Origin of the sequence: Candidatus Regiella insecticola LSR1, from assembly GCF_000143625.1 — a bacterium.
GTDB lineage: Bacteria > Pseudomonadota > Gammaproteobacteria > Enterobacterales > Enterobacteriaceae > Regiella > Regiella insecticola.
This window is the reverse complement of the sequence record NZ_GL379589.1, coordinates 508,968-530,299: the sequence shown is the minus strand read 5'-3', so window position 1 is coordinate 530,299 and position 21,332 is coordinate 508,968. Positions and strand designations below refer to the sequence as shown.

At 42.4% G+C, this 21,332-nt stretch carries 19 protein-coding genes and 1 pseudogene; 10 read left to right on the top strand and 10 right to left on the bottom strand.

The window, feature by feature from the left end:
• Positions 1-50: 50 nt before the first annotated feature.
• From arnA to arnB, 3 genes are read right to left on the bottom strand one after another with little or no spacing between them, the layout of a single operon-like run.
• Positions 51-2,099 carry a bifunctional UDP-4-amino-4-deoxy-L-arabinose formyltransferase/UDP-glucuronic acid oxidase ArnA gene (gene arnA / locus REG_RS02980; protein WP_039906989.1) on the bottom strand — a complete coding sequence of 683 codons (2,049 nt, stop codon included), beginning with the start codon at positions 2,097-2,099 and terminating at the stop codon, positions 51-53.
• Positions 2,099-3,103: an undecaprenyl-phosphate 4-deoxy-4-formamido-L-arabinose transferase gene (gene arnC, locus REG_RS02975; RefSeq protein ID WP_006704409.1), complete on the bottom strand. Its 1,005-nt coding sequence runs from the start codon at positions 3,101-3,103 to the stop codon at positions 2,099-2,101. The genes arnA and arnC overlap by 1 nt, the downstream gene beginning before the upstream one ends.
• Positions 3,090-4,256 carry a UDP-4-amino-4-deoxy-L-arabinose aminotransferase gene (arnB, locus tag REG_RS02970; protein ID WP_006704408.1) on the bottom strand — a complete coding sequence of 389 codons (1,167 nt, stop codon included), beginning with the start codon at positions 4,254-4,256 and terminating at the stop codon, positions 3,090-3,092. Before arnB ends, arnC begins: the two co-directional genes overlap by 14 nt.
• A 508-nt stretch (positions 4,257-4,764) precedes the next feature.
• On the opposite strand from arnB, the gene REG_RS02965 reads away from it, so the two are divergent.
• The 5 genes from REG_RS02965 to REG_RS02945 are packed head-to-tail and all read left to right on the top strand — an operon-like array spanning position 4,765 to position 9,183.
• Positions 4,765-5,625 (top strand): glycosyltransferase family A protein, encoded by an 861-nt coding sequence (locus REG_RS02965; protein ID WP_006704407.1) that lies wholly within the window; start codon positions 4,765-4,767, stop codon positions 5,623-5,625.
• A 16-nt stretch (positions 5,626-5,641) separates the two neighbouring features.
• Positions 5,642-6,568 carry a metal ABC transporter substrate-binding protein gene (locus tag REG_RS02960; RefSeq protein ID WP_006704406.1) on the top strand — a complete coding sequence of 309 codons (927 nt, stop codon included), beginning with the start codon at positions 5,642-5,644 and terminating at the stop codon, positions 6,566-6,568.
• Positions 6,565-7,455 (top strand): manganese/iron ABC transporter ATP-binding protein, encoded by an 891-nt coding sequence (locus REG_RS02955; RefSeq protein ID WP_006704405.1) that lies wholly within the window; start codon positions 6,565-6,567, stop codon positions 7,453-7,455. Before REG_RS02960 ends, REG_RS02955 begins: the two co-directional genes overlap by 4 nt.
• Positions 7,455-8,312: a metal ABC transporter permease gene (locus REG_RS02950; RefSeq protein ID WP_006704404.1), complete on the top strand. Its 858-nt coding sequence runs from the start codon at positions 7,455-7,457 to the stop codon at positions 8,310-8,312. The genes REG_RS02955 and REG_RS02950 overlap by 1 nt, the downstream gene beginning before the upstream one ends.
• 4 nt (positions 8,313-8,316) lie before the next feature.
• Positions 8,317-9,183: a metal ABC transporter permease gene (locus tag REG_RS02945; protein WP_006704403.1), complete on the top strand. Its 867-nt coding sequence runs from the start codon at positions 8,317-8,319 to the stop codon at positions 9,181-9,183.
• Positions 9,184-9,288: 105 nt separating this feature from the next.
• On the opposite strand, the gene REG_RS02940 is transcribed toward REG_RS02945, so the two are convergent.
• From REG_RS02940 to REG_RS13050, 3 genes are read right to left on the bottom strand one after another with little or no spacing between them, the layout of a single operon-like run.
• Positions 9,289-9,723, bottom strand: coding sequence for an SRPBCC family protein (locus REG_RS02940; RefSeq protein ID WP_006704402.1), 435 nt, complete (start codon positions 9,721-9,723; stop codon positions 9,289-9,291).
• Positions 9,724-9,725: 2 nt separating this feature from the next.
• The gene (gene alr, locus REG_RS02935) at positions 9,726-10,862 is read right to left on the bottom strand and encodes an alanine racemase (protein ID WP_006704401.1); all 1,137 of its coding nucleotides are present in this window, start codon (positions 10,860-10,862) and stop codon (positions 9,726-9,728) included.
• 9 nt (positions 10,863-10,871) lie between these two features.
• On the bottom strand, positions 10,872-11,021 hold the full coding sequence (locus tag REG_RS13050; protein ID WP_176603397.1) for a hypothetical protein: 150 nt from the start codon (positions 11,019-11,021) through the stop codon (positions 10,872-10,874).
• Between the two features lie 451 nt (positions 11,022-11,472).
• On the opposite strand from REG_RS13050, the gene dsbB reads away from it, so the two are divergent.
• A complete protein-coding gene (gene dsbB, locus REG_RS02930) occupies positions 11,473-11,997 on the top strand; it encodes a disulfide bond formation protein DsbB (RefSeq protein ID WP_006704400.1) in 525 nt (174 codons plus the stop codon).
• Positions 11,998-12,018: 21 nt separating this feature from the next.
• On the opposite strand, the gene REG_RS02925 is transcribed toward dsbB, so the two are convergent.
• Both REG_RS02925 and REG_RS02920 read right to left on the bottom strand, forming a co-directional pair.
• Entirely contained in the window at positions 12,019-12,390 is a 372-nt protein-coding gene (locus REG_RS02925; RefSeq protein WP_141553599.1) for a hypothetical protein, read from the bottom strand.
• Positions 12,391-12,515: 125 nt separating this feature from the next.
• Complete coding sequence (locus REG_RS02920; protein ID WP_006704398.1) at positions 12,516-12,938, bottom strand: hypothetical protein; 423 nt, start codon at positions 12,936-12,938, stop codon at positions 12,516-12,518.
• 304 nt (positions 12,939-13,242) lie between these two features.
• Between REG_RS02920 and minC the strand changes: the two genes are divergently transcribed.
• The 3 genes from minC to minE are packed head-to-tail and all read left to right on the top strand — an operon-like array spanning position 13,243 to position 15,040.
• On the top strand, positions 13,243-13,935 hold the full coding sequence (gene minC, locus REG_RS02915; RefSeq protein WP_176603410.1) for a septum site-determining protein MinC: 693 nt from the start codon (positions 13,243-13,245) through the stop codon (positions 13,933-13,935).
• A gap of 15 nt (positions 13,936-13,950) precedes the next feature.
• Entirely contained in the window at positions 13,951-14,766 is an 816-nt protein-coding gene (gene minD, locus REG_RS02910) for a septum site-determining protein MinD (RefSeq protein WP_006704396.1), read from the top strand.
• 4 nt (positions 14,767-14,770) lie between these two features.
• On the top strand, positions 14,771-15,040 hold the full coding sequence (gene minE / locus REG_RS02905) for a cell division topological specificity factor MinE (protein WP_006705902.1): 270 nt from the start codon (positions 14,771-14,773) through the stop codon (positions 15,038-15,040).
• 271 nt (positions 15,041-15,311) lie between these two features.
• Here the strand turns inward: minE and rnd are convergent.
• A pseudogene (rnd, locus tag REG_RS02900) lies at positions 15,312-16,420 on the bottom strand (ribonuclease D).
• 220 nt (positions 16,421-16,640) lie between these two features.
• On the opposite strand from rnd, the gene gyrA reads away from it, so the two are divergent.
• Positions 16,641-19,241: a DNA topoisomerase (ATP-hydrolyzing) subunit A gene (gyrA, locus tag REG_RS02895; RefSeq protein ID WP_006704394.1), complete on the top strand. Its 2,601-nt coding sequence runs from the start codon at positions 16,641-16,643 to the stop codon at positions 19,239-19,241.
• 61 nt (positions 19,242-19,302) lie between these two features.
• Here gyrA and REG_RS02890 read toward each other — a convergent pair whose 3' ends face one another.
• Positions 19,303-21,324, bottom strand: coding sequence for an LTA synthase family protein (locus REG_RS02890; protein WP_006704393.1), 2,022 nt, complete (start codon positions 21,322-21,324; stop codon positions 19,303-19,305).
• Positions 21,325-21,332 lie beyond the last annotated feature (8 nt).

Sequence of the window (21,332 nt, the reverse complement as noted above, 5' to 3'; positions counted from 1 at the left end):
CCGCGTTGTTGGCTGCGAGCCCTCGCCCGAATCACGTAGTTTGTCTACGCTCATCGGGTCTCACGCCCTGGCCGCCTAGCGGCAACTTCAAGGGCTGTGGGTATAGCCTCGTCATTCTTAGCGATGTCACCGTGCGATAATGTGCTGCGTAAGAAAAAATCTAAGGTTTCTTTTATGGTTTCTTCCATGGAAATTTTTGGCTGCCAATTGAGCAAGCGGCGTGCATTTTTGATGCAGGGTGTGCGATGTACGACATCTTGATAGCCTTTGCCATAATAACTGCTGCTTTCTATTTTTTTATATCCGGCAAAAGGAGGGAAACGGTTGTATAACTCATGTTGTTTAAAATGTTTCACTAGCATTTCTGCTAATTCACGAATACTGGCTTCATCCGCGGGATTGCCGATGTTGATAATTTGACCATCACAGCGGTTATCATGATTTTCAATAATGCGGAATAACGCTTCGATACCATCTTTAATGTCAGTAAAACACCGTTTTTGTTCACCGCCATCGATGAGTTTTATCGGTGTACCCTCCACTAAATCGAGGATCAACTGTGTGATGGCGCGTGAGCTACCAATGCGCGCCGCATCAAGACTATCTAACCTTGGGCCCATCCAGTTAAAGGGACGGAATAGCGTGAATTTCAGTCCTTCTTTCGCCCCGTATGCCCAAATAACACGATCCAATAATTGCTTGGAAACCGAATAGATCCAACGTTGTTTATTAATCGGCCCAACAATCAAACGCGAACTATCTTCATTGAACTCTTTATCATCACACATCCCGTAGACTTCTGAGGTCGAGGGAAAAACAATGCGTTTTTTGTATTTAACACAATCGCGTACGATCTTTAGATTTTCTTCAAAATCTAATTCGAAGACACGTAGTGGATTACGTGTATATTCAATCGGCGTTGCAATCGCCACCAAAGGCAATACCACATCACATTTTTTAATGTGATATTCGATCCACTCGGAGTGAATGCTGATATCGCCTTCAACAAAATGAAAACGAGGATGACTCATAAAACAACTGATGGCGTCGGAACCAATATCCAGACCGTAGATCTCATAGTTATCTTCAGACAATAAACGCTTGGTTAAGTGATTACCGATAAAACCATTCACGCCGAGGATCAGCACCCGGGTCGGTTTTGTTTGCTGACTATTTGGCTTGATACCTAAACACCCTTTTTCCATCATCCCCATTTCTTGCGCCAACTGTTTACCCGACAAATATAATCCCGGATCACTTTGCGCGGCTATCACTTCTAATGCACCTTTACCACAAGCAATGATCAGCGGGTCGGTTTTTAACAGGGTACCCGGTTGTTCATCATGTTTAATGTCTAATGGGCGCGATTGCCAAATAATGAGTTTTTGCTCACCCAGATAACTAAAAGCACCCGGGTAGGGTTTAGTTACGGCGCGTACTAAATTATTAACGGTTACCGCCGATTGTTGCCAATCAATTTTTCCATCGGCGGCGGTGCGACGGCCGAAATAACTGGCCTCTTCTTCATTTTGCGGCACCAGCGTTATCGATCCTTGTTTAATTTGAGGTAACAGATCGCGTAATAACCGTTGAGCCGCCTGCGTTATTTTTTCGTGCAGGGTAAAAGCGGTGTCCTCCGGATCAATCATCACTTTGCGCTGACCCGCAATAGCGCCCTGATCCACTTTTTTAAGCATTTGATGTAATGTCACACCGGTTTCACTTTCTCCGTTAACCAATACCCAATTAACAGGGGCGCAACCACGGTAACGTGGCAACAATGAACCATGTAGATTAAATCCCCCCTTTGGCGCCAAGGATAAGATCTCAGGGCTTAATAAGTTACGATAGTAAAAAGAAAAAATAATATCCGGTTGTAATTGTTTGATGCGATCAACCCACAATGGATGATTGACATTTTCTGGCGCATAGACCGGCAGCCCCATTTCCGTTGCCTTAGCAGCAACAGAATTGAAAAAATTATTTTCTTGTGGATCATCAAGGTGGGTAAATACCGCTTGGATATCATAACCGGCGGTAGCTAATTCGGTTAAAGCGGCATGACCAATATTATGATAAGCAAATACAATGGTTTTCATTATTGTTCTTTTTCCTGACATGGTTGTTCTTTTTTATGAATAGTCTCTGCGGACTTTGCGCGGACGATTTTTTCTATAAAGTAACGCGGGCGGGCGCGTACATCGTGGTAAATACGCCCAATATATTCCCCCAGCAATCCCATGCCGATAAATTGCGCGCCAATAAACATAAAGAGTATGGCAAATAACGTGAAGACCCCGCCCCCCGCCCAGACGGATCCAAAAATTAAGCGCAAGATAACCAATAAGAAAGCTAACATAAAACCTGAAACAGCTATCATGCTACCGAGGGCACTCAGTAAACGCAGCGGCGTAGTGGTCAAACAGGTTACTAAATCATACATTAAGTTGATCAGTTTCATCAGGCTGTATTTTGAATCGCCAAAGCTGCGTTCGGCATGACGTACGGTAATTTCTTTAGTACGCCGAGCAAAGGTATTTGCTAGGATTGGAATGAAAGTACTGCGTTCGTGACAGCTTAACATCGCCTCGACAATATGCCGCCGATACGCTCGTAGCATGCAGCCATAATCGCCCATCGATTTTCCTGTAGCATGTTGGATCATCATATTCACTAAGCGAGAGCCGGTTTTACGAAACCAAGAATCTTGACGATTTTCGCGGATGGTACCCACTACGTCGTAACCTTCTTCTGCCACTTTAACCAAGCGGGGGATTTCTTCTGGGGGATTTTGTAGATCCGCGTCCAAGGTAATCACCAAATCACCGCTCACTTGATTAAAACCGGCCATAATCGCCGCATGTTGGCCATAATTACGGTTCAGTATCACGGCAATAATGGCGCTATCAGCAGCGTCCGCTGCTCGTGTCAATATGGCTGCTGAATCATCGGTGCTGCCATCATCGACTAAAATGATTTCGTAGGGTTGAGTCAATAATTGACAGGCCGCTGATGTCCTGGCGAGCAATATCGGCAAACTTTCCTGCTCGTTATAAACCGGGATAACAATCGAGACTTTTTGAATAGATTCAATTTGTGACACTGGCTGATCCTATAATCTGTTGTAGAGCATTGACAACCCGAGCGATGTCACCGTCCTGCATATCAGGAAAAAGAGGTAACGAACATAATTTATCGGAATTCCATTCCGTATGAGGAAGTCTCAACTCTGGGTAATACTTTTTATAATATTTTTGTGTATGTACTGCTCGAAAATGCAATCCACTGCCGATCTGATGCTTATCCTTTAACGCTTTCGTTAACGTATCACGATCAACCCCGCAACACTCTTTATCGACACGTACGATAAAAAGGTGCCAGGCATGTACATGCTCATAGTCAGGGATGCCAAGTGGTTGCAGTGAGCTGAGTGCGGGGAGTTTAAAAGCTTCTTGATACTGTTTTGCTAACGCTTGACGGCGCGCATTAATTTTATCTAGGCGATTTAGCTGAACCAAGGCGATAGCCGCATGAATGTCTGATAAGTTATATTTGTAGCCTGGTTCAATCACTTCAGCCTGTGGGCATCGCCCCTGTATTTGGCGATCAAAGGCATCGGCGCCCAAGCCATGAAATTTTAAGCGTCTCACACGTTCTGCTAATTTCGCATCGTCTGTTGCGATCATTCCGCCTTCAGCACAAGTGATATTTTTAATCGCATGAAAGGAAAAAATCGCGGTGCCTTGAGCACCAATGGCCTGCCCTTTGTAAGAGGTTCCTGCGGCATGGGCGGCATCTTCAATCAGCGCAATGCCTTTATCAATTGCTATTTTTCGGATGGCATCGATATCGCAGGGTGCGCCGGCATAATGCACAGGGATAATGGCTTTGGTTTGAGGCGTAATAGCCTCTTCAATGGCTGCGGCGTTGATCATTAAGGTTTCACGGTCAACATCAATCATGACCGGTTTAGCACCTAATAATGAGATTATGTTCAGAGTTGATACCCAAGTTTGAGAAGGGGTGATCACTTCATCCCCTGGGCCGATACCCAATGCCATTAAGGTAATATGCATGCCTGCGGTTGCTGAACAGACGCTGATGGCGTGTTGACAACCGATACGCTGACAAAATTTCTCTTCCAGTTGCTGATTTTTTGTTCCAGTCGTGATCCAGCCTGAATTGAGTACATCAACAACGGCAGCAATTTCTTCTTCGCCGATGGCCGGCCGTGAGAAAGGTAAAAAATTAGCCATAGAAATATTCCATACGGATTAGAGAAGCTTTAAGAGCCTATTCGAAATCTTCTTTGAGCTGCGCCTAGACGAGGAAAACAAGAGATTTCAAATAGGCTCTAAGGACACTCAAGAGTGTGCTCGGGCTCATGGTGGTTAATTGTTTTTAAGCGCTAGAGCTTAACCAAACATTCAGTAACATTCAATATACCCTTCGTCTTGAATCAAATCAGATTGCTTCGGCTATACCCTTCGCCTTTGAAGCCGCCGCGTTGTTGGCTGCAAGCTCTCGCCCTCATGGTATGTCTACGCTCATCGGGTTGCACGGCCTGGCCGCCTAGTGGCAACTTCAAAGGCGAAGGGTATATATCAGGCTGCGATGACGACAATAAAGTTATTTGACTGATTATGGTAATTCTTTATCCTTTACCGTAGGTTATTCGATACATATCTGCTATCTATTCATAAGTGTTCAAGACATTATAAAAATTTCCTTTTTATTTTTTCTATTCAAACAGAGGGTTATATTGTGATAAAGGATGTAGGAATCGTTAAGGCACGACATCCGCTAGATAAGCAGCACATCAAGTTAACTTATGTAACACATTTTTACTGCAATCAGGGAGATATGGACTCCGTTGAGTCTTTGTTGGCGGAATATGAATCTTATCCTAATGATATTAAGGATGCTGTCGAATTTGTTATCGTTGATGATTGCTCGCCTTTAGAGTATGACGTAAAAGATTATGATTTGAATTTTACTTGGTTAAGAATAACCACTGATATTCAGTGGAATCAGGCTGGTGCCCGTAATTTGGGGGTCACTTACGCTAAGTCTGACAAAATTATTATCACCGATTTAGATTGCTTGCTTCCTGAAGATACCCTTCGTTGTTTGGTCAATGCTCGTAATCCTGGGCGCTCTCTGTATCGTATCTACCGGACGGATGAAAAAACGGGGAAAGCATACCGAGGTCACCCAAATCTATTCTTCATGTCACGGGCTCGGTTTTTCCGGCTGTTTGGTTATGATGAAGAATTTGCGGGTCATTATGGCTGGGAAGATTATCGTTTTGTGAAGATGCATAAAGATCACGGTACCACGCCGCGTTATTTGCCTAAAAAATTCAGATGTATTGAACGGAATGTGGATCGGAAGAAAAGCTATCATTCTCTGGATCATAATTTGACACACAATACGCCCATTAATGATAGGAAGAAAAGTGAAATTGCGCTGTTTGGTTCAGAGTATAGTCACAGCAGAATATTCCTTAACTTTAAATGGGATCTTAAAAAGGTGCATTCACGTCCAGCGACCATTCCTGAGCGGAAGCCGTGGTGGCGGCCATTATGGTGGTTCCGTTATCTGTTCAGGTCACTTTCAGTATAAGGATGAATTTCGCAGCATGAAATATAAAAAATTTGTGATCTATCCCTATTTTTTGATAGCAAATTGTGTATTGATTTCAATGGTACTTTGCTTACTCGTCGGCAACCTAGCCCATGCTGAAAAAAAATTCAAAGTGATCACCACCTTTACTATTATTCAAGATATGGCAAAAAATATCGCCGGTGAGGCCGCGATCGTTGAATCCATTACTAAACCGGGCGCTGAGATTCATGGTTATCAACCGACCCCGGGTGATATCGTTAAAGCCCAATCGGCCGATTTGATTTTATGGAATGGCTTGCACTTAGAAAGCTGGTTTGAACGCTTTTTTGATAACATAAAAAAGAAGGTGCCGAAGGCGGTGGTGACCGAAGGCATTACCCCATTGCCAATCCGTGAGGCTCTGTACAAGGGTGCCGCGAACCCGCATGCTTGGATGTCGCCTTCTAATGCGTTAATTTATATTGATAATATTCTGCGAGCATTGGTAAAACATGATCCGATTCATGCCAAAATATATCAGCACAATGCCAAAATTTATGCGGCTAAGATCACGGCGTTAGATGGCTCACTGCGGGAGCGTTTAGCGCGTATTCCTGCTGATCAACGTTATCTGGTGACCAGTGAAGGCGCGTTCAGCTATCTGGCAAAAGATTATGATTTGAAAGAGCTGTATTTATGGCCAATTAATGCAGAGGAACAGGGTTCTGCTCGACAGATGCAAGCCGTTATTGATCAGGTTCGTCAGCATAAAATTCCGGTGGTGTTCAGTGAAAGTACTATTTCCGATAAATCAGCAAAACAAATCAGTAAAGAAACCGGTGCCCGATATGGCGGCGTGTTATATGTTGACTCGCTGTCGGATGCACAAGGTCCCGTCCCGACGTATATCGATTTACTGAATGTTACCGTTGATACCATCGCAAAAGGATTTAATCAATGAATCAGGCACCGTTTATCCGGCCAGAATTACTGGTAAAGGATGTTTCTGTTACTTATAACAACGGACATACCGCTATCCATAATGCTAATTTTTCTTTAGCTGGTGGTACGATTTGTGCTCTGGTTGGTATCAACGGTAGCGGTAAATCAACATTATTTAAAAGTATCATGGGATTGATTAAACCCACGGTGGGGCGGGTACGACTGAACAATAACCCGGTCAGTGATGCCCTTAAAAAAAATAGTATTGCCTATGTGCCACAAACAGAAGAAGTCGATTGGAATTTTCCGGTATTGGTAAAAGATGTCGTGATGATGGGTCGTTACGGTAAAATGAATTTTTTGCGAATTCCGCGTGCCAGTGATCATGCTATTGTTAATCAAGCCATTGAGCGGGTAGGTTTATCTGCATTATGTTCACGCCAAATCGGTGAGTTGTCTGGTGGGCAGAAAAAAAGGGTATTTCTTGCGCGTGCGTTGGCACAACAGGGTTCAGTGCTGTTATTGGACGAGCCTTTTACCGGGGTGGATGTAAAAACAGAGAATGCGATTATTGATTTACTGCGTGTATTGCGCGATGAAGGGCATTTGGTTTTAGTTTCTACGCATAATTTGGGCAGTGTGCCTGAATTTTGTGATCAGGTGATTTTAATTAATCAAACCGTGCTCGCGGCAGGGCCGATAGACACCACTTTCACCCAAAAGAATTTGGAAATGACATTTGGCGGAGTATTGCGTTATATCAATCTTTCTGGCGCTGCTCTGCATGATGATAATGATGCTCGCTCCGTCACGGTCATTACTGATGATGAACGCCCCGCGGTATTTTATGGCCATAGCAAAAATGATCCCCCCACCCAGATGCAAAAAAAGGAGACGCCTCGCTGATGCTGGAGTTTTTATTGCAGCCTTTTAATTATAATTACATGCTTAAAGCGATGTGGGTAAGCATGATAGTGGGTGCTGTTTGCGCTTTTCTTTCTGCTTATTTGATGTTGAAGGGATGGTCGTTGATGGGCGATGCGCTGTCTCACTCCGTCGTGCCTGGCGTCGCCGGGGCTTATGCCCTAGGTTTGCCTTATGCCGCCGGCGCTTTTTTTACCGGCATGTTAGCCGCCTTGGCAATGGCGTTGGTACGCCATATCACTCGCCTGCGTGAAGATGCGATCATTGGCTTTATTTTTTCTACCTTTTTTGCTGTTGGTTTGTTGATCGTCTCGCTTAATCCAACCTCGATCAATGTACAATCTATTATTTTTGGTAATGTTTTGGGTATTGCTGATGAAGATGTCATGCAAGTTGAAATTATTATTTTCTTTTCTTTCCTTATCCTCTGTTTAGTATGGAAAGATCTATTAGCGGTTTTCTTTGATGAAAGTCACGCGCTTTCAATTGGCTTATCACCCTTATATTTAAAATTATTATTTTTCACTCTGCTCAGTGCCTGTACCGTGGCGGCATTACAAATGGTAGGTGCTATCTTGGTGATTGCTATGGTGATAACGCCTGGCGCCACGGCTTATTTGCTGACGGATCGTTTTGGTCGTTTATTGATTATTGCCATTATTATCGGCGCATTGACGAGTGCATTTGGGGCTTATCTTAGTTTTTATTTTAATGGTGCTACTGGAAGTATTATTGTAACACTACAGACTACGGTATTTTTATTGGCTTTTTTCTTTGCGCCTAAACACGGTCTGCTGTCAACGCGTTATCGTACTCGCCAACAAGTGACTAGGAGATAACTGTATGTCTAGTTTGCTGAGTTTAATTAGCGAGCCGTTTTATTATCCTTTTATGCAGCGCGCGATTTTTACCGCTATAGCTACGGGTGTGGTATGCGCGATACTGTCTTGCTATTTGGTGTTGAAGGGGTGGTCACTCATGGGGGATGCCATTTCTCATGCCGTTTTACCGGGTATTGTGCTCGCTTTCGTATTAGGCCTCCCTTTGGTAATAGGCGCTTTTTTTTCTGGTATTTTCTGTGCGTTGTCTACCGGTTACTTAAAAGAAAACAGTCGCATCAAGGAAGATACAGTGATGGGGATTGTTTTTTCAGGTATGTTTGCTTTGGGTATTGTGCTTTTTTCACAAGTCGATACTGATCAACATCTTAGTCATATTTTATTTGGGAATATACTGGGTGTTACGCTGACTGAATTTAAACAAACCTTATGGATCACTACATTCACTTTATTGGTGGTGTTGTTAAAGCGTAAGGATTTAATGCTTTTTTGTTTTGATGCTAATCATGCTCAGGTGATTGGTTTACCGATTAAATGGCTTCACTATGGTTTACTTTGTTTACTTGCATTGACGATTGTTACTTCATTGCAGGCCGTTGGTGTGATACTAGTAATAGCCATGTTAATTGCACCGGGTATTATTGCATCTCTGGTTTGTCGCCGTTTCGACATCATGTTAATGATTGCTACGCTGGTGTCGGTGGTCTCCTGCGTTTTGGGCACCTTGATTAGTTTCCATATTGATGGTGCCACGGGTCCTTGTATCGTTATTGTGCAGGCACTGTTCTTTTTTATCGTGTTGATCATTAGTCCTAAGAATAAAAAGGGCGCTAAGCGAATAAATGTGCCTCGCAGACAGTCTGCCGAATAAGAGCGATTATACCCTTCGCCTTTCAAGTTACGGCGGTGTTGGCTGTCGGTGCTCGCCTCATCAGGTAGCATGTCTACACTCATCGCTCGAAATTCATTGGGTATATCAGGCATGGTAAACCGTTTCTGCTCGTTGGCTAAAGGCTTGCACCATATTTTCTGCTAACGCTTTAAACAAGTTACCGAACATGATTTCAACTAACTTATTAGTGAATTCAAAATCAAGATAGAGTTCAACTTTACAGGTATTATCGTCTAAAGGTGTAAATTGCCAATCGCCCAGCAGTTTACGGAACGGGCCATCTACCAATTCCATATTGATACTTTTGTTATTGATAAGCGTATTGCGGGTAGTAAAGGTTTTACTGATGCCCACTTTAGCAATGTCAACAGCGGCAATTATTACGCTTTCATTAGCACTGATCACCCGACCACCAATACAACCAGGCAAAAATTCTGGATAAGAGGAAATATCGTTAACCAGTTTATACATTTGCTCCACATTAAACCGTACGGATTTAGTGCGATGGATTTGTGGCATAATTATTCTCCATCCGTGATAAAGGAAACAGGCACTCTTGCCGATAATGCACACATTAATTCATAACTAATGGTGCCGGCGGCCATGGCAACATCATCAATAGGTAAATGGTTGCCCCATAATTCGACGATGCTACCCACCTGTGCGTGAGGGCAAGGTTTTAGATCTACCGCCAACATATCCATGGAAACCGCGCCGAGGGTTTTTGTTAACACCCCCTCGACGAGGATGGGTGTTCCGGTGGGCGCATTCCGAGGATAACCATCGGCATACCCACAAGCGACTATACCAATCCGTTGCGCTTCGTTAGCGCGATAATGGCTACCGTAGCCCACAGTGTCACCTGCTTTTAATGTTTGCACCGCCAGTAATTCAGAATGCAAACTCATCGCCGGGCGTAATCCTAGATCTTTGATAGCTTGCACTTGACCATTAGGTGAGGCTCCGTAGAGCATAATGCCAGGGCGTACCCAGTGACAAAAATGCGATAAGTTATTATTTGATAAATTATTAATCGGTGAGGTATAAACTGAAGGGTGCCATAGGATGACGGCAGAATTTGCCAAACTACTACAGTCAGCTGGAATAGACTGGCAATTTTGTTGAATGAACCTGTATTCATTGTCGATATTGCCATTATGAGCGGCGTTAGCAAAATGGCTCATCAAAGTGAGATGTTTAATATTGGCGATTTGCTTCGCTCGTTGCCAGATTTCATGTGCCTCTTCACAAGGGAATCCTAAACGATTCATCCCGCTATTGAACTTTAAATAAACCTCCACTGGCTTTTTGAGTTTGGCGTTTTCCAATGCCGCAAGTTGCCAATCACTATGCACCACTGTTGTCAGGTTATAGTGATCTATTAATGCTAAATCTTCTGTTTTAAAGAATCCTTCTAGTAATAAAATGGGTTTTTGCCAGCCCTGCTCCCGCAATAAAACCGCGTCGTTCAAATCCAATAATGCGAAACCATCCGTTTTTTCTAAGCACCGCCAAACACGTGCTAAACCATGTCCATACGCATTCGCTTTTACCACCGACCATATTTTGCTATTGGCGTAACTTACCCGGTCTCGAACAGCCACCAAATTGTGATGTAGAGCAGATAAATGCACAGTGGCCGATATTGGACGAGGCATGATAGTTCCTTAAATAATGTATTGATAGCCACTATACCCTTTGCCTTTCAAGTTACGGCGGCGTTGGCTGAGGGGGCTCGCCTTCATGGTATGTCTACGCTCATCTGTCTCACACCTTGGCTGCCTAGCGGCAACTTCAAAGGCGAAGGGTATAGCCACTAGGTAACTTATTTCTGAGCGTTAATGCCTCATTTTTGTAGAGAAATTTATCAGAAATTAATCAGCTTATCATACCAGATGAAAAATTTATGATATAGTCACTCAGCTAAGACAAATAGCGAAAAAATACAGAATCATAGATAATTTTTAATATCATTAATTATTTAATTTTAAACAAAATATAACCGTTATTAATAATGGTATACATCAAAAATAAGGGACTGTTTAGTAGGCGATACTTGTTTAGCTTGCTCATTTAAATCTATCTTTAATAGCCGAATCAGTTTAATTTGATTCAAGGCGGAGGAGCGCAGACAGTACAAATAGTACGGCAAGCGACGACAGCACAGAATCAAATTAAACTGATTTGGCTATATCTGTTGGTAACTGGTGGCAGGAATCTGTTCATTGGTATTGTTAGCACCATAATTTATCTTGTGGAATAAAGAATATGCTACATTTTTTAAATCGTTGTTCTAAACAACGTCAAGCTTGGTTTCTCATCGGATTTTCTGGATTAATTTTTGAGCTCATAGCGCTTTATTTTCAATATATTATGCTACTGCAACCTTGTGTACTCTGTATTTATGAGCGTTGTGCATTATTTGGTATCATTGCAGCGTCATTCGTTGGTGCCATTGCGCCTAACTCATCATTACGTTATATCGCCATTTTCTTGTGGATATACAGTGCGAGTAAAGGCATTCAATTAACTTGGCAACATACTATGCAATATTTGTATCCATCACCATTTAACACCTGCGATTTTTTCGTTGATTTTCCTACATTCTTACCATTAGATAAATGGTTACCAAGCGTATTTTCTGCTAGCGCTGATTGTTCACTGCAACAGTGGCAATTAATGTCTTTGGGGATGCCTCAATGGTTGTTAGGTATTTTTTCTCTCTATTTTATAATTAGCGTATTAGTATTGTTGAGTCAAGGTAGCGACCGATTTATAAAAAGAGCAATCTAATTGCAATGACATACATTGAACTTATTTAATCTTATGAGAGACTTTACAATGATAATTTAATATCTGTTTTTCATGTTTGGTCGCATCTGGCATCATTGAGATATTAATGGATGCTATTGAGGTAGTTTCATTTTTTTTATTTTCAAATAATAGCACTTCATCATCATTTTCTTCTTTTATTTTTATAAATTGATAAATATCATCATATAAGATGAGTTCGTGTTTTTTTCTATCTAAAAATGCGGCTAAATCAGTCTCATCGTCGGTTATACAATTAAAAGTAACTAACTCATTCTTATCTGTTTCTACTGAATTATTTTTAGCAAAAAAAATAATTAAACTCAATATTATTGATATGCTAAAAAAAATAACACCAATTTTTAAATTTCGCATTAGATTACTTTGCATCCACTGTAAAATGGTATCACATTATGGCATAACACAATTTTTAGGTAAAAGCAGTGGCATTAAAAAATAGAATAAATAATAAAAAGGGATAATTTTTCATCTTGATAAGATTAATCATACCAATATGAAATTCCATCAACAGAACCCAATTCTTTCTCTCCGTTTTTACGTTTCATCCTATCTATTTTTTCCTCTCGTTCTTTTTTTCGTTTTTTTTCTTCTCTTATTTTATTAGCCTCGGTCTCTGCTGCTATTCTTTTTTGTAATTGAGCCGATATCTGTAATTGCTCCAGAGCTTCTAATTTTTTTCTTTTTTCTAAATATTCTAATGAAGGTTGATTGTTTTCAGGTACAGCAGCATGATAAGAAAAATCGAATTCTGCAAGACACCAAGAAAAAGAGACAAAATTGCTAACCAGCAGCAAAAAAAGAAGTTTTTTTCTCATTATAGACCTTCTAGGCTGTATTTTTCTATTACCTATACCATACTTACTGTAGATCAGAATGTCATCGATATAGGGTTTGCTGTTCATTAGATTTCTGGGTATACCCTTCGCCTTTGAAGCCGTCGTGTTGTTGTCTGCGGTTGTAAGACCGAATCACGTAGTATTTCTGCGTTCATCGGCCTTACACCTTGGCCACTAGCGGCAACTTGAAGGACTGTGGGTATAACCTCTATTCGTACGCGAATTCTGTGTTACGCGGTGCTCACAATCCTTATGTATTTTGTTAACGAAGGTTGTTGTGCTCCGGGTGCCTTGACTTCACACCACGAATAGCGATTATGTAAAGTCTATTAACCTATCTGAAACTGAGTAAAAATAATAGATGTCATCATTGCCAAGTCAACCTATTAAATTAAAGGGGAGTAATTTTACCCTTTCGGTCTTGCATCTGTATGATCCACGACCAGAAGTCATTAGACAAGCATTAGAAAAAAAAATGCGTGAAGCCCCAGGTTTTTTAGAAAATGCGCCCATTGTGATTAATGTAGCGCTGCTACCTCAGAATACAAATTGGCTAGCGCTACGATGGGCAGTGCGTTCAGTAGGTTTGCGCATCATTGGTGTTAATGGTTATTGTGATGCACAAAGAATGAAACTGATACAAGCAGGTCTGCCGTTGTTCAGCGAAGGTCAACATAAAAAAGATGAAAAGAAAAGTGAAGCGGTGAATTTCCCCGCAGAGAGCACGACAAAAACACGTGTCATCAACGCTCCTGTTCGCTCTGGTCAACAAGTTTGTGCTCCTTGTGATCTGGTTGTTATCGGTAATGTCAGTGCTGGGGCGGAAGTTATCGCCGATGGTAACATTCATATTTATGGCAAATTGCGGGGGCGGGCACTGGCCGGCGCCTCCGGTAATATTCAAACTAATATTTTTTGTATGGTTTTAGACGCGGAGCTGGTTTCTATCGCGGGAACCTATTGGTTGAAAGAACATATAGATGAAAAATACATGGGTAAAGCGGTGCGCTTGCATTTATTGGGCGATGCGTTAAAGATAGAATTACTGAATCCAAACCTTTGACAAGGAATTTATTTCATGGAAGCCCTTATCATTGTTGTTACATCAGGTAAAGGCGGCGTTGGTAAAACGACATCCAGTGCTGCCATTGCGACTGGATTGGCGCAACATAACAAAAAAACCGTGGTGATCGATTTTGATATCGGCCTGCGTAATCTCGATTTAATTATGGGATGTGAACGGCGTGTTGTTTACGATTTTGTCAATGTGATCCAAGGGGAAGCTAGCTTAAATCAGGCATTAATCAAAGATAAGCGCAACCAAAATTTGTTTATTTTACCGGCCTCACAAACCCGCGATAAGGATGCACTGACCAAAGAAGGAGTTGAACAAGTTTTGAATGATCTAAACAAGATGGATTTTGAATTTATCGTTTGTGATTCTCCCGCGGGTATTGAAACAGGGGCGTTAATGGCGCTGTATTTCGCCGATGAGGCGATTATCACCACTAACCCTGAGGTTTCTTCGGTTCGTGATTCCGATCGTATTCTTGGTATTTTGTCATCTAAATCCCGCCGTGCTGAAAAAGGCGAAGATCCCATTAAAGAGCACTTATTGCTGACTCGTTATAACCCTGGCCGCGTTAGTCGTGGTGATATGTTAAGTATGGAAGATGTTCTTGACATACTTCGCATACCGCTCGTTGGTGTTATTCCGGAAGACCCGTCTGTTTTGAGTGCTTCAAATCAAGGCGAGCCGGTGATCCTAAATACTGAATCTGACGCGGGTAAGGCTTATGCCGACACGGTTGCGCGTTTATTAGGAGAAACACTTCCTTTTCGTTTCATCGAGGAAGATAAAAAAAGTTTTCTAAAACGGCTTTTTGGGGGGTGATGCTATGGCTTTATTAGATTTTTTTCTATCTGGGAAGAAACCAACGGCCAACGTAGCCAAAGAGCGGCTGCAAATTATTGTTGCCGAACGGCGTAGAGGGGAACATGAACCCCGTTATTTACCTGATTTAAAACGCGATGTTTTGGCGGTAATCTGTAAATATGTTCAGATCGATCCTGACATGTTGCAGGTACAGTTTGAGCAAAAAGAGGATGATATTTCAGTATTGGAGCTTAATGTCATTTTGCCAGACACCGAGGAAGCGCTAAAATAATAGGCTGATTTAATTTTAGGCTTAAACTTTAAACCTGATATAGAAGTTTTATAAAAAAATCATTGAAACAATAAATAGACTACTTGACCAACCTTCCACCAACAGATTAGCAGATAAAACGGCTCCGCTTGTTAACGATTGGCAAGGTTTGACTGATCCCAATTTTGATTTGTATCACAAAAAAATTTACGAACAATGGAATGGAAAATTGGATGAAGAGCAAACTGATAAAAGAAAACTTAGCTGAGTGATAGTCCGTTTTGCAAAAAGTCTAATATTGTTTGAGTATTTCTTGCAAGGGCGGTGCTAATAACTTACTACGCCATCCTGTCATTAATTCGGGTGTCTCGCTGGTTGTTGTTAGCTGCCAATGCCATTTTAATAATTGATTAATTTGGCGTCGGGAAGCTAATAGTTCATTGCTCAACCCGCTGCTGGTACTGATTTGCTGTATCACGGCCTTAATATCTTGGAATACCTTTTTATAAGCGGGTTGTTCGCTAAAGGGGGTAATGGTGTGGCTGATTGTGCATTGGTTTGCTTGACCAAAGCCAACAATATTTGACCGTAAAGCCTCTGCTCTCGTCCACTTAACCCTAGCGAACTTAGCTTGCTAAGAGAGGAAGGGCGGTGACGTGCAATTTGCCATAAGTGCTCTTCCCTGATCACAAAATTCACGGCTAAATCCTGTTTTCGTGCTTCAACCAAACGCCATTCGGCCAATTTTTGTAAACACACTAACTGATGGGGCAACAATTGCCCTGCATTAGCAATTTCACGGTAGGCGAGTTCTGGCGGCAAAATTTTACTACGGCGTTGACAGAGTAATGCACATTCGTCTTTAACGGCATCCAACCAACCTGCAGCGGCAGTGTTTTTGAGCAATTGTCTGGCTAATGGCAGCAGATAAAATACATCTGCCGCCGCGTAATGGCATTGCTTTTGGCTAAGTGGTCTTATCAACCAGTCGGTTCGCGTCTCACTTTTGCTGAGTTCAACATGACAATACTGTGCCACTAAGGTAGCAAAACCAGAGGACACCGGATGCCCAACAAAAGCCGCTAAAATTTGACTGTCGATCATAGGGGTAGGTAACTGATTAAAAGCATTTAAAAATACTTCAATATCTTCACTGGCTGCATGCAAAAATTTTACTGTATTTTGATTTTGTAACAATGCACAAAATGGTTGCCATTCTTTAATCTGTAATGGATCAATAAGAGAAAGGTTTTCGCCGTCGTACAGCTGGATAAGACCTAATTGCGGATAATAGGTTCTGGTTCTAATAAACTCGGTATCTAGCGCTACCTGTGTGTGAGTACAAGCTTGATCGCAGATGTTTTTCAAGGCGTGGTCAGTTGTGATCAAACGGTAGTTCAAAATAGTATTCTCCAATTTAATTTATACCCTTCGCCTTTGCAGCTGTTGGCTGCGAGCCGGTATGTCCACGCTCATCAGTCGGTCGCCCTGGCCGCGCGCCTAGCGCCACTCAAGAAGATTTCGAACAGGCTCTAAGATAGGAATCCTGCTAAAATTTATGCTTTATGGTACAATTCACCACTTTTAAATCCAGTAATTATTGTAGAGGGATAGCGGCTTAATGAGCGATCTTGCCAGAGAAATTACCCCAGTCAATATCGAAGCAGAGTTAAAAGGCTCTTATTTGGATTATGCCATGTCCGTGATTGTCGGGCGTGCGTTACCTGATGTTCGTGATGGATTAAAACCCGTACACCGTCGTGTACTATTTGCGATGAGTGTATTAGGTAATGATTGGAATAAAGCATATAAAAAATCAGCTCGTGTCGTTGGGGACGTAATCGGTAAATATCATCCACACGGCGACAGTGCAGTTTACGACACCATTGTACGTATGGCTCAACCGTTTTCACTACGCTATATGCTGATAGATGGGCAGGGTAATTTCGGATCAGTGGATGGTGATTCTCCCGCCGCCATGCGTTACACCGAAATTCGTATGGCAAAAATTGCCCACGAACTGCTGGCAGATTTAGATAAAGAAACGGTCGATTTTGTACCTAATTATGATGGTACTGAACAAATTCCAGCAGTAATGCCCACCCGGATCCCTAATTTATTGGTTAATGGCTCATCGGGTATTGCCGTGGGCATGGCAACGAATATTCCACCGCATAATCTTACTGAAGTCATTGAAGGGTGCTTGGCTTATATTGATGATGAAAATATAAGCGTTGAAGCACTGATGAGGCATATTCCAGGGCCCGATTTTCCTACCGGCGCTATTATTAACGGCGGTCGGGGGATTGCAGAAGCTTATCGTACTGGCCGCGGTAAAATTTATCTCAGGGCGCGTGCTGAGGTGGTAATCGATGCTAAAACTCAGCGTGAAACCATTATTGTTCATGAGATACCTTACCAGGTTAATAAGGCGAAACTGATTGAGAAAATTGCTGAGTTAGTAAAAGAGAAGCGTGTAGAAGGTATCAGTGCCTTGCGTGATGAATCCGATAAAGATGGGATGCGCGTGGTGATTGAAATTAAACGTGATGCGGTGGGTGAGGTTGTCTTGAACAATCTTTATTCACTGACACAGCTGCAAATCACTTTTGGTATCAATATGGTGGCCTTACATGCAGGGCAACCAAAAATACTCCCTCTGAAAGAAATTTTGCAGTCATTTGTCAGTCATCGCCGCGAAGTGGTGACAAGACGCACGATGTTTGAACTGCGCAAAGCACGTGATCGGGCGCACATTTTGGAAGCCTTGGTGGTTGCATTGGCACATATTGATACGATTATTGAGCTTATTCGCCATGCCCCCACTGCCGCTGATGCCAAAAATGGTTTGATGGAAAATGCATGGCCGCTGAGCGATGTGGATGAAATGTTAAAACGTTCTTCCGGTGATCAAATCACTATCGGTCGTAATGAAGACGCTCGCCCTGAATGGTTGGAAAAAGAATTTGGTATTCACGATGAAAGCTACCATCTCACCGAGCAACAAGCTCAGGCCATTTTGGATCTACGTCTGCAAAAATTGACCGGCATGGAACATGACAAATTGCTTGATGAATATAAGGATTTGTTAATAAAAATTGTCGAATTAATCTCTATCTTAAAAACGCCTGAACGCTTGATGGAAATCATTAAGGATGAGTTGAACGCAATTAAAGAGCAATATAAAGATCCACGTCGTACCAATATTATTGTTAATAATTTAGAAATTAATAATGAAGATTTGATTAATCAGGAAGATGTGGTAGTGACGCTATCTCACCAAGGTTATGTTAAATATCAGCCATTGACGGATTATGAAGCTCAGCGGCGGGGAGGTAAGGGTAAATCCGCTGCCCGTATAAAAGGAGAAGACTTCATTGATCAACTCTTGGTTGCCAACACACACGACACTATCTTGTGTTTCTCCAGTAAAGGTAGTCTCTATTGGATGAAAGTTTATCAATTACCCGAGGCCAGCCGCGGTGCACGCGGACGTCCCATCATCAATTTATTGCCGTTGAAAGAAAATGAGCGCATTACCGCCATTTTACCGGTGCGTGAATATGACGCCGGGCATCACGTTTTTATGGCGACGGCCTGCGGTATAGTGAAAAAAACAGCATTGGATTGTTTTAGTCGTCCACGTAAAGATGGCATTATCGCGATTAATTTGAATGAAGGTGATGAGTTAATCGGTGTTGCTTTAACTGATGGCAGTAATGAGGTGATGCTTTTTTCTACCGATGGAAAGGCGGTACGTTTTTCAGAAAGTAAGGTGCGATCAGTCGGACGTAAGGCAGCCGGGATGCGTGGTATTAAGCTTAATGATGATGATCGCCTGGTGTCACTCATCATTCCACAGAAAGAGGGCGAAATATTAACGATAACCAAGAACGGCTACGGCAAGCGTACCTTGGCAGAAGAATATCCGACAAAAGGTCGTGCGACTAAAGGTGTACTCTCAATCAAAACCAGTGAACGTAATGGTAACGTTGTCGCTGCGATTCAGGTGATGACCAGCGACCAAATTATGATCATTACTGATGCAGGCACCTTGGTGCGTACTCGCGTATCAGAAATCAATGTTCAAGGGCGTAATACTCAAGGTGTTAGATTGATTCGTACGGCAAAAAATGAGCATGTGGTTGGTTTGCAACGTGTAGCCGAACAAGACGATGATATCGTGAATGAAGAAAATGTCGTGAACGATCAACCAGAATGATCGTTGATTCCTGTGAGCGATAAACAGATCGGCCAAGAGATGTTTCCTGGCCGATTTTATTTCAATGTGATTTTTGTCCACCCACCTGACGATTTAACTGCCACCACAATAGATCGGTAAAAGTACTCCAGCGGTTGCACTGTTTTTCCTGCTCTGGGGTCATGTCTTTTGGGTCGCCAAGAAACAGCCCTTTCTGGTTTGCCCATGGACGGAATTCTTTGTGCACTGTGAGGATACAAGGCCCTTCTGCTGTGATAGCGACTTCAGGGTTATAACCTTGACACCAGGTGTTATCTTGCGTTTTCGACAGTAAATTGCATCCGGTTCGATAATATGTCGTCTCTGACAGGCTGAGCTGATAGAGCGTTGGCAAAATATCTTTATGGCTTCCCACCCGAGAAGAATCAAAATAACTGTTTTGACGATAGTCCTGAGGAACATAAAGGTAAAACGGCACGGCATGACCTAAAACCAATTCATGCGTATCAGGATAACCAATACCACGTATATTATGATCTCCTGTAGCAGCGATAATGGTGTGAGTCCCCAGGGCTTGCGATTTAACCCAACTGATGAACAGACCTAACTGATCATTGGCGTACGCTAAGGTATTCAGCACGGTTTTCAATTCATCGTCGGTTGCTAAATTACGCAAACGTTGTTTTTCTGTTTCAGTCAGCTCAACATCGGTTTTGCGATAACCCGTCGGTGTCTTGTAAGGAGGGTGATGTGTGGTGGACATAGACATCATGAAAATAGGTTCGCCTTTTTTGTCTGCTTCCGCCAAACGCTCTTTCATATAACGAAACATATATTCATCAGGAACACCCCATGTTCCGATAGAAGCATCAGGATAGCGTTTTTTTAAACCATTTTGCTCCATAAATTCACTGACACCTAAGCGTGGAAGAAATTGGTTGAGATTCTGCCATGCGCCGTTACCTGAAGTGACGAAGATAATTTTATATCCGTTAGTCAAATAAGGTGTAAACATATTACTGATAAAGGCAGCCGTTTGAGTGCTAGATTGGCTAATACTGCTCATTGGACTACGGACAAAGAAGCGATTTAGGCTATCAATGGTGCCATCCCCTTCAGAAATAAAACGCTCAAAATGCCAGTCGGTTAACCAGTGTTGCCGGAGTGCTCCAAGTAGATCACGCTGATGGTGATCTAAACTTTGCAAGTGGTAACCCATGCTTTCCATAACAGCCAACACCACATTCGGCGGATTTTTTTTCGCCACTCGGTTTGTATCTGTCTTAGCGATAAACGGCGTCAAGCTGGCTTGCGTAGGTCGCTCTAGAAAACGGCTTAATAACTCCGTGCCTTTTTCATTGGTAGCGGTGACAAATTGGTTATTTTTTTGGTGGGCATTGACCGCCCAGTACATCGCTATCAAACCGTTTGGCGTTAGCATATTCAGCATTTTTATCGTTGAAACCTGTACATCATGCTGACGTAGGGGAAAAGTGCCGACAGAGCCACGCATACCAAGAAAGCAGATGAACAGAATAACCACGGTAATGATAATAGATATCGGTAAGCTTATTTTATATTTCGGTTTAGTGCCGAGCCAACGTTGCCAGCGGCGATAAAACCAGAAAACAATAATGGAAAATAGTCCGAGGCAAAATAAAACACCAATAACCGGATAGGATTGCCACACCGTGCTTAGTACGGCAACGGTATCATCTTCAATTAAGCCGAATACAAAAACATCAATGAAGCGTTCGTAGGTTGCGTAATAGAAAACGTTCACTACCGTCATAATAAGGACTATTACGCTTAAAATAGCCGCCACCCAGGGCCAAAAACGCTGCCAAATAAGAAAAATGCGGTTGCTGACCGCAAGACAGCCAGCCATCAATAAGCAAGGAACAAAAAGCAAACTGGCGATACGTATATCAAACAGGCCGCCAATCCAAAACATTCGTGTTACATCCAGAGAAAAATCCGCGAGTGTTTTAGATGCTCCGTGAGTGAACAACAGATAAGCCCTGCCCGCAGATTGCGTAAAAACAGCCAATAACCAAGGAAATAATAATGCAAGACATGCTTGCCTGAATCGGTAAAACCACATGATACCTG

What these genes read in the sequence shown, in the direction of transcription:
- arnA (WP_039906989.1), bottom strand. Translation starts at nt 2,099, where the DNA reads ATGAAAACCATTGTATTTGCTTATCATAATATTGGTCATGCCGCTTTA.
- arnB (WP_006704408.1), bottom strand. Translation starts at nt 4,256, where the DNA reads ATGGCTAATTTTTTACCTTTCTCACGGCCGGCCATCGGCGAAGAAGAA.
- REG_RS02960 (WP_006704406.1), top strand. Translation starts at nt 5,642, where the DNA reads ATGAAATATAAAAAATTTGTGATCTATCCCTATTTTTTGATAGCAAAT.
- REG_RS02955 (WP_006704405.1), top strand. Translation starts at nt 6,565, where the DNA reads ATGAATCAGGCACCGTTTATCCGGCCAGAATTACTGGTAAAGGATGTT.
- REG_RS02950 (WP_006704404.1), top strand. Translation starts at nt 7,455, where the DNA reads ATGCTGGAGTTTTTATTGCAGCCTTTTAATTATAATTACATGCTTAAA.
- REG_RS02945 (WP_006704403.1), top strand. Translation starts at nt 8,317, where the DNA reads ATGTCTAGTTTGCTGAGTTTAATTAGCGAGCCGTTTTATTATCCTTTT.
- REG_RS02940 (WP_006704402.1), bottom strand. Translation starts at nt 9,723, where the DNA reads ATGCCACAAATCCATCGCACTAAATCCGTACGGTTTAATGTGGAGCAA.
- alr (WP_006704401.1), bottom strand. Translation starts at nt 10,862, where the DNA reads ATGCCTCGTCCAATATCGGCCACTGTGCATTTATCTGCTCTACATCAC.
- dsbB (WP_006704400.1), top strand. Translation starts at nt 11,473, where the DNA reads ATGCTACATTTTTTAAATCGTTGTTCTAAACAACGTCAAGCTTGGTTT.
- REG_RS02925 (WP_141553599.1), bottom strand. Translation starts at nt 12,390, where the DNA reads ATGCGAAATTTAAAAATTGGTGTTATTTTTTTTAGCATATCAATAATA.
- REG_RS02920 (WP_006704398.1), bottom strand. Translation starts at nt 12,938, where the DNA reads ATGAACAGCAAACCCTATATCGATGACATTCTGATCTACAGTAAGTAT.
- minD (WP_006704396.1), top strand. Translation starts at nt 13,951, where the DNA reads ATGGAAGCCCTTATCATTGTTGTTACATCAGGTAAAGGCGGCGTTGGT.
- minE (WP_006705902.1), top strand. Translation starts at nt 14,771, where the DNA reads ATGGCTTTATTAGATTTTTTTCTATCTGGGAAGAAACCAACGGCCAAC.
- gyrA (WP_006704394.1), top strand. Translation starts at nt 16,641, where the DNA reads ATGAGCGATCTTGCCAGAGAAATTACCCCAGTCAATATCGAAGCAGAG.
- REG_RS02890 (WP_006704393.1), bottom strand. Translation starts at nt 21,324, where the DNA reads ATGTGGTTTTACCGATTCAGGCAAGCATGTCTTGCATTATTATTTCCT.